13 protein-coding genes, 2 tRNA genes, 2 rRNA genes and 1 riboswitch are annotated in these 13,607 nt (G+C 31.9%); all 17 genes read left to right on the plus strand.

Annotated elements, in window-relative coordinates:
• Positions 1-206 (plus strand): 23S ribosomal RNA (locus B8965_RS07675); the annotation flags it as partial.
• 120 nt (positions 207-326) lie between these two features.
• Positions 327-442 (plus strand): 5S ribosomal RNA (gene rrf / locus B8965_RS07680).
• 13 nt (positions 443-455) lie between these two features.
• Positions 456-530, plus strand: a tRNA-Asn gene (locus B8965_RS07685).
• 13 nt (positions 531-543) lie between these two features.
• Positions 544-619 (plus strand) — tRNA-Trp (locus B8965_RS07690).
• A gap of 137 nt (positions 620-756) precedes the next feature.
• Positions 757-1,293 (plus strand): hypoxanthine phosphoribosyltransferase, encoded by a 537-nt coding sequence (gene hpt / locus B8965_RS07695; RefSeq protein WP_084053356.1) that lies wholly within the window; start codon positions 757-759, stop codon positions 1,291-1,293.
• Between the two features lie 88 nt (positions 1,294-1,381).
• Positions 1,382-2,923: a glutamine-hydrolyzing GMP synthase gene (gene guaA / locus B8965_RS07700; RefSeq protein WP_084053358.1), complete on the plus strand. Its 1,542-nt coding sequence runs from the start codon at positions 1,382-1,384 to the stop codon at positions 2,921-2,923.
• A gap of 344 nt (positions 2,924-3,267) precedes the next feature.
• Positions 3,268-3,564, plus strand: a complete 297-nt coding sequence (locus B8965_RS07705; RefSeq protein WP_084053360.1) for a hypothetical protein — start codon at positions 3,268-3,270, stop codon at positions 3,562-3,564.
• Positions 3,565-3,839: 275 nt separating this feature from the next.
• Positions 3,840-4,154, plus strand: coding sequence for a 6-pyruvoyl trahydropterin synthase family protein (locus B8965_RS07710; RefSeq protein WP_242941958.1), 315 nt, complete (start codon positions 3,840-3,842; stop codon positions 4,152-4,154).
• A 13-nt stretch (positions 4,155-4,167) separates the two neighbouring features.
• The gene (gene folP, locus B8965_RS07715; RefSeq protein ID WP_084053362.1) at positions 4,168-5,358 is read left to right on the plus strand and encodes a dihydropteroate synthase; all 1,191 of its coding nucleotides are present in this window, start codon (positions 4,168-4,170) and stop codon (positions 5,356-5,358) included.
• A gap of 1 nt (position 5,359) precedes the next feature.
• A complete protein-coding gene (folK, locus tag B8965_RS07720; RefSeq protein ID WP_084053364.1) occupies positions 5,360-5,827 on the plus strand; it encodes a 2-amino-4-hydroxy-6-hydroxymethyldihydropteridine diphosphokinase in 468 nt (155 codons plus the stop codon).
• Between the two features lie 75 nt (positions 5,828-5,902).
• Positions 5,903-6,310 (plus strand): putative ABC transporter permease, encoded by a 408-nt coding sequence (locus B8965_RS07725; protein ID WP_084053366.1) that lies wholly within the window; start codon positions 5,903-5,905, stop codon positions 6,308-6,310.
• Positions 6,311-6,447: 137 nt separating this feature from the next.
• Positions 6,448-6,549, plus strand: a riboswitch (purine riboswitch).
• Positions 6,550-6,634: 85 nt separating this feature from the next.
• Positions 6,635-7,207 carry a xanthine phosphoribosyltransferase gene (locus B8965_RS07730; protein ID WP_084053368.1) on the plus strand — a complete coding sequence of 191 codons (573 nt, stop codon included), beginning with the start codon at positions 6,635-6,637 and terminating at the stop codon, positions 7,205-7,207.
• 216 nt (positions 7,208-7,423) lie between these two features.
• On the plus strand, positions 7,424-8,536 hold the full coding sequence (locus B8965_RS07735) for a BMP family ABC transporter substrate-binding protein (RefSeq protein ID WP_200805899.1): 1,113 nt from the start codon (positions 7,424-7,426) through the stop codon (positions 8,534-8,536).
• 26 nt (positions 8,537-8,562) lie between these two features.
• Complete coding sequence (locus tag B8965_RS07740) at positions 8,563-10,095, plus strand: ABC transporter ATP-binding protein (RefSeq protein WP_084053372.1); 1,533 nt, start codon at positions 8,563-8,565, stop codon at positions 10,093-10,095.
• A complete protein-coding gene (locus B8965_RS07745; protein WP_200805900.1) occupies positions 10,088-11,158 on the plus strand; it encodes an ABC transporter permease in 1,071 nt (356 codons plus the stop codon). The genes B8965_RS07740 and B8965_RS07745 overlap by 8 nt, the downstream gene beginning before the upstream one ends.
• A gap of 2 nt (positions 11,159-11,160) precedes the next feature.
• Positions 11,161-12,096, plus strand: a complete 936-nt coding sequence (locus B8965_RS07750) for an ABC transporter permease (protein WP_084053376.1) — start codon at positions 11,161-11,163, stop codon at positions 12,094-12,096.
• A 153-nt stretch (positions 12,097-12,249) separates the two neighbouring features.
• Positions 12,250-13,596, plus strand: a complete 1,347-nt coding sequence (locus B8965_RS07755; protein WP_084053378.1) for an NCS2 family permease — start codon at positions 12,250-12,252, stop codon at positions 13,594-13,596.
• Positions 13,597-13,607 lie beyond the last annotated feature (11 nt).

Below are 13,607 nucleotides of genomic sequence, written 5' to 3' on the forward strand. Positions count from 1 at the left end.
TTGTCTCGCCAGAGGCATAGCTGGGGTAGCTACGTTTGGAAGTGATAAGCGCTGAAAGCATCTAAGCGCGAAGCCTACCTCAAGATGAGATTTCCCACAGCGTAAGCTGGTAAGACTCCAGAGAGAATATCTGGTAGATAGGCTAGAAGTGTAAGTGCCGTGAGGTATTTAGCGGACTAGTACTAATAGGTCGAGGGCTTGACCTAAATAAAGACGAAAATCTTCACTGTGTAGTTTTGAGAGAGCAAAGTATCATTTAAAGTTTAAGTAGGAAAAATACTTAAACAGATAAAGGATATATTGTTTGCTCAACAATTACATATTTTCTCGGTGATAATAGCGGAGGGGTCACACCCGTTACCATTTCGAACACGGTAGTTAAGTCCTCCAGCGCTGATGGTACTTGGACCAGAGGTCCTGGGAGAGTAGGTCGTCGCCGGGATTTTTCCTATTGTTCCTCGATAGCTCAATGGTAGAGCACCTGGCTGTTAACCAGGGGGTTGCTGGTTCGAGCCCAGCTCGAGGAGCCATTTAAAATATTATAGGGGTGTGGCTCAATTGGTAGAGTAGTGGACTCCAAATCCATTGGTTGCGGGTTCAAGTCCTGCCGCCCCTGCCATCAAAAAAAGGTAAACCTGAATATTTAGGTTTACCTTTTTTATATTAATAATTTATTTGACATCTTATATACTCGTTGATATAATATCCCCTGTTAAAGGGGATACTTAAAGATATTGACCCTTAGGAGGATTTATCGTGAAAAATGATATTAAAGAAATTTTATTAACTGAAGAACAAATTAAAACTAAAGTAGCTGAATTAGGAGCACAAATTAGTAAAGATTATAAAGGAAAAGATTTAATTGTGATTTGTATTTTAAAAGGTGCAACTCCTTTTATGGCAGATTTAATTAGAGAAATAAAAATTCCTATGGCAATTGATTTTATGGCTGTATCTAGCTATGGTGTATCAACTCAGTCATCAGGTGTAGTTAGAATTCTTAAAGACTTAGATACTGGTATTGAAAATAAGGATGTATTAATAATTGAAGACATAGTAGACTCAGGATTAACTTTAAAATACTTATTAGAAAATTTAAGTTCAAGGAAAGCAAATAGTGTAAAAGTATGTACATTCCTAGAAAAAACAGAACGCAGAGAAATTAATGTAATTCCTGACTATAAAGGGTATGATATACCAAATGAGTTTGTCGTTGGTTATGGCTTAGACTTTGCTGAAAAGTATCGTAATTTACCGTACATTGGTGTATTAAAGCCAGAAATTTATTCTTAAATATGAAGTGTTTTAGCTACCTTTAATGGTAGCTAAATTGTTTTGTATTACCTAAGTAGTTTAAATTAAATAATAAGGAGGAAGTAATATGGATATAAAGAGACATGATGTAGTTTTAGTAATTGACTTTGGTGGTCAGTATAATCAATTAATAACTAGACGTGTACGTGAACTTAGTATATATTCTGAGTTAGTTTCTTATAAAACATCTATTGAAAAAATTAAAGAAATTAATCCAAAAGGTATCATCTTATCGGGGGGACCTGCGAGCATTTATGGTGAGAATGCACCAAAATGTGACCCTGAAATATTAAATTTAGGTATACCAGTTTTAGGTATATGTTATGGTATGCAATTTATTAATGATAATTTTGGTGGAAAAGTAGAAAGAGCGGAAAAAAGAGAATATGGTAAAGCTACTGCCAAAGTAAATACAAAAGACTTATTTTTTAAAGGCTTAGATGAGAGTCAGCAAGTATTAATGAGTCATGGTGACTATATTACAAGTATACCAGAAGGTTTTGAAAGTATTTCAAATACTCCGCATGCTCCTTATGCTGCATTTGCAAATCAAGATAAAAAGATTTATGGTGTACAATTTCATCCTGAAGTAAAACTCACTGTAAATGGACAATCTATGCTTAAAAACTTCTTATTAAACATTTGTAAGTGTAATACAGATTGGACTATGGGTTCATTTATTGAAGAACAAATTGCTTTAATTAAAAAGCAAGTGGGAGATAAAAAGGTTATCTGTGGCTTAAGTGGTGGAGTTGATTCTTCAGTAGCTGCTGTTTTAGTACATAAAGCAATTGGTGATCAATTAACTTGTATTTATGTTGACCATGGGTTTATGAGGAAAAATGAATCAGAAGAAGTTAAGGAAACCTTTATAGGAAAATTCGGTATGAATCTTGACTTTGTAGATGCTGAAGAAAGGTTTTTATCAAAACTAGCTGGAATTACTGAACCAGAAGAAAAAAGAAAAATTATTGGAGAACAATTTATTAGAGTATTTGAAGAAGAAGCAAGTAAATTTGGTGATAGTGAGTTCTTAGTACAAGGTACTTTATATCCGGATATTGTTGAAAGTGGAACAGATACAGCTGCAGTAATAAAAAGTCATCATAATGTAGGTGGCTTACCTGAGGATATGAAATTTGAACTTATCGAACCTTTAAAAAACCTATATAAAGATGAAGTAAGAGAAGTTGGTAAAGAATTAGGCTTACCTGAAGCTATCGTTCAACGTCAACCATTTCCAGGACCTGGACTGGCTATTAGAATTATTGGCGATTTAACAAAAGAAAAACTAGATATCTTAAGAGACGCTGATGCAATAATTCGTCACGAAATCTCAAGTGCTGATTTAGAAGAAACAGTGTGGCAATACTTTGGTGTATTACCAACTATTAAATCAGTAGGAGTTATGGGCGATGAAAGAACTTATGCTTACCCAATTGTTTTAAGAGCAGTTACTAGTGAAGATGCTATGACAGCTGATTGGGCAAGATTACCTTATGAATTGTTAGAGAAAATCTCTAATCGTATAGTTAATGAAGTAAATCATGTAAACCGTGTAGTTTATGATATCACTCCTAAACCGCCAGGAACTATCGAGTGGGAATAATAAATAATAGTCTTGAAACCTTTAGAAATAGAGGGTTCAAGGCTTTTTTTATGTAAAAGAAAAATCCTCTAAATAAGATAAACTATAAGTACAATTAGATGAAAATAAAAATCTACATGTAGAAGAAACAAGTGAAGGAAGTTGGTAATGATGACCTAGTCAATGCCTTTGAAGAAAATCGAGTAAATACGGAAGAAGTAGCAAAGGATATAAAGAAAACTATATACAATTTGAATGAGCATTGATTTTTATTTACAATATAAATAATATTGTAGGCATATTCTATTTTTAGAATTCATGTTAATTTTAATATTTAACAAAGCAATATAAATGGGGGTGAAAATATGAAATATAAAAACCCTAAATATAGGAAAAGACGAAATACTTTTCCGCTTGAAGTTTCTTGTGGGAATTGTAAAAAGCCGATGGTTATATATGAAAAAGGGGGAAAAGGAAATTTGGTAAAGATGCAAGTTCCTAGAATAATAGAATCAGATGTAAATCTTGAAGGCTATGAAGGTCATTTATTATGTTCTAATTGCAAAGAAGAACTTGCAAGAAAAGGTACTTATAATGAAAACATAACTTATTGGATTATTAGAGGAAAAGTAAATACTAAAAGATTAACTAATTATTTTTGATAAAATATAAGGTGGATTTATTTTTTAAATTTAAATATAAAAATCACGATCACAATTTTTATAGATTGCTAACTATTATGATGCCAGATTGGAAAGAAAAGAAAAAATCTTAGATGAAGTGATTGTTTGTCAATTTTAAAATAAAAGCTGAAAAAAGTTTAACAACTATGGTAAAGTTAATATAAAAACAATTATATCGAAAATATCTAAAAGGAAGGAGTTTTATAAATTGCTTACAGTTACTAAAGAATTTACTTTTGATTCTGCGCATTTTTTTGACTCAGTATCATGGAAAGTGTGAAAATTTACATGGTCATACTTATAAACTTCAGGTTACAGTAAAGGGAACTTTAAATGAAGAAGATTTAGTTCTAGACTTTATTGTGTTAAAGAATATTGTTAAGGAAAAGGTTTTAAACAAATTAGATCATACTAATTTAAATGATCGCTTTACCCAGCCTAGTACAGAAAATATCCTTATTTGGATATGGAATGAAATTAAAGATGAGTTAAAGGGACCTAATTATGAGCTTTATGAACTAAAATTATGGGAAACACCAACTAGTTTTGCTACTTATAGAGAAGATTAAAGGAGATTTTTAAATGTTAATTCGTCCATTATCAAAAAGACGTAATTTAATTAATGAGATAGATTTGATCGGTGCAGATAAAGGCTCGATTCCTTTCTTTAAAGAAAAAGCAGAGATACTTTATTTCAAAATTTATGGAATTAGATCAGCTGAAGCTAATATTTTAAAGCAAGAGCTACTTTCAAGGGGTGGAGATTTAGTTATTAGTCATCAATGTGTTGTCTGTAAAACTGAAAAGACAGATGCTTTAATTTTAGCAACGCGTAAAACGCTAAAACAATTGATTAATAAACTTACATTTTTACCTTATTGGAATTTGCCAAAGATAAAGAAGCAATTAGAGGATTATTTGAAAGAAACTAATAAGGATAATTTAAATTTACCTAAAGACCGAGTTTTAAATATTTGGGATAAGCCTTTATTGATGGGCATAATTAATTTAACCCCGGATTCATTTTATGCAAAGAGTAGAATTAAAAAGGATGACTTGCTCTTAAAGGTAAAAGAATACATTGATAATGGTGCAGATATTTTAGACATAGGGGGGGAGTCAACTCGTCCAGGGTCAGACTCTGTATCTAAAGAAGAAGAATTAGAACGGGTGATCCCTACAATCCAAGTTATTCGGGAAAATTTTGATATTCCTATCTCTCTTGATACCTATAAAGCTGAAGTAGCTAGAGAGGGAATAAAAGTAGGCGCAGATATAATAAATGATATTAGTGGTTTTGAGTTTGATGAAAACATGGTGGATGTGATTAAAGAAACAGGTGCACCAATTGTTATTATGCATATGAAAGGTAATCCTAAAAATATGCAAGAAAATCCTTATTATGATGATGTTATAAAAGAAGTATGTTCTTATTTTGTAGGAAAAATTGAATATGCTCTGAATAATGGGGTTAAGAGAGAACAAATAATTTTAGATCCAGGTATTGGTTTTGGAAAACGATTAGAAGATAATCTTACTATTTTAAAATATATGGATGAGTTTAAGATGTTTAATCTACCTATATTAATAGGAGCATCACGTAAATCTGTAATTAAGGATGTTTTAAATTTGCCAGTTGATGAACGACTTTCAGGTACACTTGCTATCACCGCGCGAGCAGCAGAACTAAATACTAATATTATCCGTGTTCATGATATCAGAGAAAATAGACAAGTTATCGATATGATTGAAGCCATAAAAGAGGTTGATTAAAATGAATAAAGAAAGAATTTTTATTGCACTAGGAAGTAATATGGGCGATAAAGATAAAAATATAGAACAAGCTCTAGAGTTAATGAATGAAAGAGAAATAAAGGTAATAAAAATATCTTCTTTAATTGAAACTGAACCTTATGGATATATGGATCAAGAAAGGTTTGTAAATGCAGTAGCAGAGGTAGAGTATACGGGAGAACCAGAAGAATTATTAAAGAATCTATTAGAAATTGAAGTGGATATGAAAAGAATTAGGATTATACATTGGGGACCACGAAATATTGATTTAGATATTGTTCTATGGGGACAACAAATAATTAAACAAGATAATTTAAATATTCCACATACTGATATGCATAATCGTGAATTTGTTCTGGATCCATTAGCAGAAATTGCCCCGGAGATTATTCATCCAGTTTATAACTTAAGTATTTCTGAACTGTTAGATAACCTAAAACAACAATAATATATGCTAAAAGGTATTTGAATTTTCGTCAAAACCTTTTAGCATATTTTTTTTTATTTGGGTCAAAATATAAATATGCTTAAGAGGTATGTTTTATACGGATTAATAGGTTGGATTATTGAGGTTATATGGACAGGTTTAGGTTCTTTGTTAGAAGGGAGATGGACTCTAGATAGTCAGACGTATCTATGGATGTTTTTTATTTATGGATTTGCTATATTTTTAGAACCTATACATGATCTAATAAGGCAGTACAATTGGTTTTTTAGAGGTTTGATTTACATGAGTGTAATCTTTCTAATCGAATACACTACGGGTTACATATTAGATTTAGCTATTGGCGCTTGTCCTTGGGAATATGCAGGGAAGATTTATGCTGTTAATGGTTATATCAGATTAGATTATGGTCCAGCATGGTTTGGTGCAGGCTTATTATTTGAACATATCCATGATAAATCGGGAAAATTAATAGCCATCATTTAAAACAACCATTTGTTTCCACATTAATGGTTGTTTTTTATGCTAAAAATACAATTTATGAGCAATATTGACTTGATTTTTCACTCCTTTTAGTTTAAGATAAAAACAATTAGTGAACATTTGTTTTGTAAAACCAAATATCGTTCGTATATTATGCTGCCTATATAAGTTTGATAATATGGATCAAGCGTCTCTACTTAGTAACCGTAAATTACTAAACTATGGGTAGTTTATATTATTGCTCCAGGCTTTTAATATAAACTCCCAAACCACTGGGAGTTTTTTGTTTTGTTAAGGATAAATCATAAATAGAAAGGAATAAAAATTATGAAAATATTACAAGAAACAATCAGAGAAAAGGGTAAAGCTATTGGGAAAGAAATCTTAAAAGTAGATAATTTTCTTAATCATCAAATAGATGTTAAATTGTTAAATGAAATTGGAAAAGAATTCAAGAGACGTTTTGGCTCGAAAGAAATTACGAAGATTTTAACTATTGAAGCTTCTGGAATTGCAATAGCCTGTCTTACAGCTCAATATTTTGATAATGTACCAGTTGTTTTTGCCAAAAAGTTAGAAGCTAGTAACCTAGATCAAGATGTCTATGAAAGTGAAGTGCATTCATTTACGAAGAATAAAACATACAAAATTAGAGTTTCTAAGAACTATATTAATAAGGATGATAAAGTATTAATTATAGATGACTTTTTAGCTCATGGAAAAGCTGCTAGTGGCTTAATTGAAATCGTGGAACAAGCAGGAGCTAAAGCTGTTGGTGTGGGTATTGTAATAGAGAAGTATTTCCAAAATGGTCGTAAGTTTATCTTAGATAAAAATGTCCAATTAGAATCCCTTGCAATCATAGAATCCTTAGATAATGGGAAAGTTAACTTTAAGTAATTAAATTTAGGGTCATAAATTAAATCATCAAGAAAGCATAAATTAAGACATAAAAGTAAGCAATGCAATAAGCATTAAATCAAGAACTAAAATAAGAAATAATTTAAGCCGTAAATTACGACATGAAAATAAGACTTAAATTAAACAATAAATAGGGAAGGTTTGTTATTAAATAAACCTTTCTTAAATAAAAAATAAAAGGAGGAATTTTTAATGATGAAAAAAATTAGCTTATTATTAGTATTAGTAATGTTATTATCTATTTTTATGGTTGGCTGTGATAATAAGCAAGAAGAAGACAAAAATCAAGAAAAAGCAGGTTTAAGTAAAGAAGATATCAAGGTAGGTTTTATATATGTAGGTCCAATCGGTGATGGTGGATATACATATGCTCATGATCAAGGAAGATTATACTTAGAAGAAAAATTAGGTGTAGAAACAATTTATGCTGAATCTGTTGAAGAAGGACCTGGATGTGAAAAAGTATTAAATGACATGATTGATCAAGGATGTAATGTTATTTTTGCTACAAGTTATGGATTTATGGATTATGTAGAAAAGGTTTCTAAGTCTAACCCAGAGGTAAAATTCCTACATTGTTCAGGATATAAGATGACAGAAAACATGGGTAATTATTTTGGAAGAATGTATGAAGCTCGTTATTTATCAGGTATTGTAGCTGGACTTAAAACAGAAAGTAATGAGATTGGATTTGTGGGTGCTTTTGATATTCCAGAGGTAGTACGTGCTATAAACGCATTTACTTTAGGGGTTCAGTCAGTTAATCCAGATGCTGTTGTTAAGGTGAAATGGACAAACACTTGGTATGACCCAACTAAAGAAAAAGAAGCGGCAATTGCATTATTGGATGAAGGAGCAGATGTTATAGCTCAGCATCAAGATACAGCTGGACCACAACAAGCAGCTGAAGAAAGAAATGCGTTTTCTATTGGATATAATACTGATATGAAAGAAAAAGCTCCAAAAGCATATATGACTTCAGCAGTATGGAACTGGGGCCCTTATTATGTAGATCAAGTACAAAAAGTAATGGACGGAACTTGGAGTGCAGAAAGTTATTGGGGATCTATGAATGACGATATTATTGGCTTAGCTCCATTAACAGAAAATGCACCTGAAGGAGCAAAGGAAGCTATTGAAAAAGCAAAAGCTGATATTTTAAGTGGTAAGACAAAGATATTCGCTGGACCTCTAGTTGATCAAGAAGGTGAAGTTAAGGTAAAAGAAGGCGCAGAAATGACAGATCAAGAACTGTTAGAATTTAACTGGTTTATTAAAGGAATAGAAGGAAAAATTGAAACAAAATAATAGCTAAAAAGAAAACAGGTGATTAGATGAATAGTAAAGCGTTTATATCAATGCAAGGTATAACTAAAACATTCGGTTCAGTCATAGCGAACAAAAATGTAAACTTAACTGTAAATAATGGTGAAATACATGCTTTACTAGGTGAAAATGGTGCTGGTAAAAGTACCTTAATGAACATGCTGTCAGGGGTTTATATCCCTGATGGCGGTTCTATTTTTATTCATGGTACGAAAGTTAGTTTTACTTCACCTAAAGATTCCATAAATGCTGGGATAGGTATGATTCACCAACATTTTAAGTTAGTAGATGTTTTAACTGCTAAAGAAAATATAATGTTAGGTCAAAAAACAGGATTTTTTCAAAACAAGAAAAAGTTATCAGAAAGGATAATGGAATTATCGAATAAATATGGGTTAAATATTGATCCTGATAAAAAGGTATACAATATGTCAGTTGGAGAAAAACAAACCTTAGAAATTTTAAAGGTTTTATATAGGGGTGCAAACATTTTAATTCTAGATGAGCCCACTGCTGTTCTTACACCGCAAGAAACCAAAAATCTTTTCAAAATAATGAAAAAAATGAGAGAGTCAGGTTGTGCGGTTATTTTTATAAGTCATAAAATGAATGAAGTAATGGAAGTAGCTGATAGAGTCACAGTCCTTCGAAAAGGTGAAACTATTACAACAGTAAATAAGGAAGATACTAATCCTCAAAAACTAACTGAATTAATGGTTGGAAGACCTGTTGTTTTATCAATTGAACGAGTTATAAATGAAAATAAAAGCAAAATCCTTGAGGTAGAAAACTTAACCTGTATAGATTCGGAAAATGTAAAAAAACTAAGAGGAATTTCTTTTGATTTATATAGTGGTGAAATTTTAGGCGTTGCAGGAATTGCTGGAAGCGGTCAAAAAGAGATATGTGAGGCTATAGCAGGACTTTATCCTATTAAAGAAGGGAAAATCTTATTTAAAGGTGATGACTTAGTTGGTAAGACTCCTAGAGAGATAATTACTAAAGGTGTAAGTATGAGCTTTATTCCAGAAGATCGGTTAGGTATGGGCTTAATTCCTTCAATGGATATTGTCAGTAATTTAATTTTAAAACAATATCAAAAACAAAAAGGATTTTTAATAAATCGCAAACCTTCTGAACAAAAGGCTCATGAAATTGTTAAAAAGCTAGAAATAAAAACGCCAGGTATTAATCATCCTATTAAAGAATTATCAGGAGGAAACATTCAAAAGGTACTACTTGGCAGAGAATTAGATATAAATCCAGATTTATTAATTACAGCTTATCCTGTTAGAGGATTAGATATAAATACCTGTTATAAAATTTATGATCTTTTAAATACTGAAAAGAAAAAGGGCGTAGGAATTTTATATATAGCTGAAGATTTAGATGCTTTAATTGAATTATCTGACCGCATTATGGTGCTTTCTGGTGGAGAGATATCTGGAATTGTTGATGCTGATAAGACAACTAAGGAAGAAATAGGATTACTTATGTTAGGAGAAAAATTTACTAAGCGTGAGGGTGTTAATGTTGATTAGAATTGCAAAAAGAAGTGATATGAATAAAAGAAAATATGTAACAATTCAAATAACAGCAGTTTTATTAGCATTATTAACAGCAGCGATTTTTATTGTTTTGTTAGGTCATAATCCACTAGAAGTATATTCATCTATGCTAAAAGGTGCGTTTGGGTCATCTTATAGATTTAAGGAAACTGTAATAAAAGCTATCCCTCTTGTAATTACTTCATTAGGAATAGGTATTGCTTTTAAAATGAAATTTTGGAATATTGGTGCAGAAGGTCAAATTATTATGGGTGCATTTTTAGCTAGTTGGGTAGGACTTAGTTTTCCAGATTTACCAAAGTTAGTTTTATTATTATTGATGTTTATTGGTGGATTTATTGGTGGCGGAATGTGGGCTTTAATACCTGCCTTTTTAAAGGCAAAATGGGAAACAAATGAAACCATTGTTACTCTAATGATGAATTATATAGCTTTAAAATGGATAACTTATTTACAATTTGGGCCTTGGAAAGATCCTAAAGCAATGGGATTTCCTAAAATACCGTATTTCTCTGATAATGGGATATTACCTGATTTTTTTGGAGTTCATTTGGGCTGGGTAATCACATTAGTCCTAGTAGTTTTGGTATATATTTTCATGAATCATAGTAAAAAGGGTTATGAGATAGCTGTTTTAGGAGAAAGTGAAAATACAGCTAGATATGCTGGGATTTCAGTTCCAAAGACAATTATTTTAGCTTTAATTTTAAGTGGTGGATTAAGTGGTATAACTGGATTTATTCAAGTATCTGGAGTAAGCAATAATTTGTCGATTCAAATTGCAGGTGGTGTTGGTTACACAGCAATAATAACTACTTGGCTTGCTGGACTTAGTGCTCCCGTGATATTAGTTGTTTCTTTTTTATTTGCAGTCCTTATTCAAGGAGGAGCTTTTATTCAAACTGCATTTGGAATACCAGAAGCTGCCGCTAGTATGCTACAAGGTATTATTTTATTTTTTGTTTTAGGTAGTGAGTTTTTTGTAAGATATAAGGTTATATATGATCATAAACAAGCGGAAAATAAGGGGGTATAATCATGGAACTAATAATTTCCTTTTTAGCAAGATCAATAGTTGCAGGTACCCCATTGTTATTTGCAACACTTGGTGAAATATTTACGGAAAGAGCGGGACACTTAAACCTTGGAGTAGAAGGTATGATGCTAATGGGAGCAGTAGTTGGCTTTCAAGTAGGACTTGTAACCCAAAGTCCACTTCTTGCTATTTTAGCGGCCATGATAGCTGGAGCGTTTGGAGCATTGATATATGCCTTCTTAACAGTAACTTTACGTGCAAATCAAGTCGTTTCAGGTCTAGCTTTAACTATTTTTGGGACAGGCTTTTCAGGATTTTTAGGAAGTAACTTAATTGGTGAAATAGCACCAGATAGTATTAAAGTATTTTTTAGCCCTCTTGCCCTTCCTATTCTTTCTAAGATACCAGTCATTGGTCCTATATTCTTTAATCACGATCCTTTTGTCTACTTGGGATATTTAAGTACAGTTTTATTAGGGATTTATCTTTATAAAACAAGAGTAGGTTTAAATTTACGTGCTGTGGGAGAAAATCCAGCTGCTGCAGATTCAGCTAGTATAAATGTAAGTAAGTATAAATATTTTCATATTTTACTAGGTGGAGCCTTTGCAGGATTAGGTGGAGCTTATTTATCTTTAGTATATGTACCTGCGTGGCAAGAATATATTACAGCAGGGAGAGGCTGGATAGCTGTAGCTTTAGTTATTTTTGCCGTTTGGAATCCGTATAAAGCAATAGCAGGAGCTTATCTCTTTGGTGGTTTAGACATAATTGGTTTTCGTATTCAAGGATCAGGAATTATCATATCCCAATATTTTATCGACATGCTTCCATATTTAGTAACAATTATTGTGTTAGTTTTCGTTTCTATGCGCAAACTAAAAGAAAATGCGCCACCTAAAGGTCTTGGTAATCCTTACTTTAGAGAAGAAAGATAAGTAAAACATGAATTATAAAAGGTTTTATTTGAAAATCGTTCGTTAAAATATTGACTTAAACTAGTTTTTTATGCTAATATTCATATATCAAGCAGGGAACATCATAGGTAGTTCCCGAACATTAGATAAGGCATAATTTGGAGGTCAGAGTAAATGTTTGAGAATTTATTTAAATTAAGAGAAAATGGAACAAATGTTAGAACAGAAATAGTTGCAGGTTTAACTACATTTATGACAATGGCATATATTATCGCAGTTAATCCTCAAATTTTAGGTGAAGCTGGGATGCCAACTGGTTCTGTTTTTGTGGCTACTTGTTTATCAGCAGCAATAGGATGTTTTTTAATGGGGCTTTTAGCAAACTACCCCTTTGCATTAGCTCCTGGTATGGGGTTAAATGCTTTCTTTACTTACTATGTAGTTATGCAAATGGGACTGTCATGGCAAGGAGCCTTAGCGGCAGTATTTATATCTGGAATCATTTTCATTATATTAACGGTTACAAAAGCAAGAGAAGCAATTGTTAATTCTATTCCTTTAACTTTAAAGTATGCAGTTAGTGTTGGTATAGGACTATTTATTGCTTTAATTGGTTTTAAAAATGCTGGTATTATTATTCATAATCCTTCAACAGGGTCATTAGGATTAATAACTGGTGAATATTTTACTGATGAAGCATTAAGACAGCTATTACCATTTGGAACTAGTCCTGAAAGCATTTTGTTAGCTGTTATTGGATTAGTAGTTACAAGTATTTTAGTGGTTAAAAAGGTACGTGGATCTTTACTTTGGGGGATTTTATTAACTACAGTAATCGGAATTCCGTTAGGAGTTGTGAATCTAGGGGCAGGATTTTCGCCAATTAGTATGCCACCAAGTCTTAGTGGGACCTTTTTAGCTTTAGATTTTAAAGAAGTATTTAGCTATGGATTAATTCCAGTTATTTTTGCTTTTACTTTTGTGGACTTATTTGACACGATTGGCACCTTGATCGGTGTTTCAAGTAAAGCAGGGTTTTTAGATGAAAAAGGAGAACTACCTAAGGCAAACAAGGCTTTATTTGCTGACTCTATTGCAACCTTATTTGGAGCAGTACTTGGTACAAGTACTACTACTACCTTTGTTGAAAGTGCTTCAGGGGTAGCTGAAGGTGGACGTACTGGTTTAACCGCTATTACCACAGGAGTATTATTCTTATTAACTCTTTTCTTTGCTCCATTAGTTGGAATTATTCCTGCTGCTGCAACTGCTCCAATTTTAATAATTGTTGGTATTTTTATGATGGAACCTGTTACTAAAATTGATTTTAGTGATTATGTCGAAGCTATTCCAGCTTTCTTTACTATCTTCATGATGCCACTTGCATATAGCATTGCTGAAGGTATTGTTTTTGGTGTTTTAGCTTTTGTCATTTTAAGAGTATCTGTAGGAAAAATTAAAGAAGTTAGTTTAACGATGTGGATTTTATTCCTTTTATTTATAATAAGATTCTTTGTATAAAATTAGATTAA

It is taken from the genome of Desulfonispora thiosulfatigenes DSM 11270 (assembly GCF_900176035.1).
In the GTDB taxonomy this organism is placed as follows: domain Bacteria; phylum Bacillota; class Peptococcia; order Peptococcales; family Desulfonisporaceae; genus Desulfonispora; species Desulfonispora thiosulfatigenes.

Bases quoted from the DNA above. Each gene is read 5' to 3' on its own strand.
- B8965_RS07755 (WP_084053378.1), top strand. From the start codon at position 12,250: ATGTTTGAGAATTTATTTAAATTAAGAGAAAATGGAACAAATGTTAGA.
- B8965_RS07735 (WP_200805899.1), top strand. From the start codon at position 7,424: ATGAAAAAAATTAGCTTATTATTAGTATTAGTAATGTTATTATCTATT.
- B8965_RS07725 (WP_084053366.1), top strand. From the start codon at position 5,903: ATGCTTAAGAGGTATGTTTTATACGGATTAATAGGTTGGATTATTGAG.
- folK (WP_084053364.1), top strand. From the start codon at position 5,360: ATGAATAAAGAAAGAATTTTTATTGCACTAGGAAGTAATATGGGCGAT.
- B8965_RS07750 (WP_084053376.1), top strand. From the start codon at position 11,161: ATGGAACTAATAATTTCCTTTTTAGCAAGATCAATAGTTGCAGGTACC.
- B8965_RS07730 (WP_084053368.1), top strand. From the start codon at position 6,635: ATGAAAATATTACAAGAAACAATCAGAGAAAAGGGTAAAGCTATTGGG.
- B8965_RS07740 (WP_084053372.1), top strand. From the start codon at position 8,563: ATGAATAGTAAAGCGTTTATATCAATGCAAGGTATAACTAAAACATTC.
- folP (WP_084053362.1), top strand. From the start codon at position 4,168: ATGTTAATTCGTCCATTATCAAAAAGACGTAATTTAATTAATGAGATA.
- B8965_RS07705 (WP_084053360.1), top strand. From the start codon at position 3,268: ATGAAATATAAAAACCCTAAATATAGGAAAAGACGAAATACTTTTCCG.
- guaA (WP_084053358.1), top strand. From the start codon at position 1,382: ATGGATATAAAGAGACATGATGTAGTTTTAGTAATTGACTTTGGTGGT.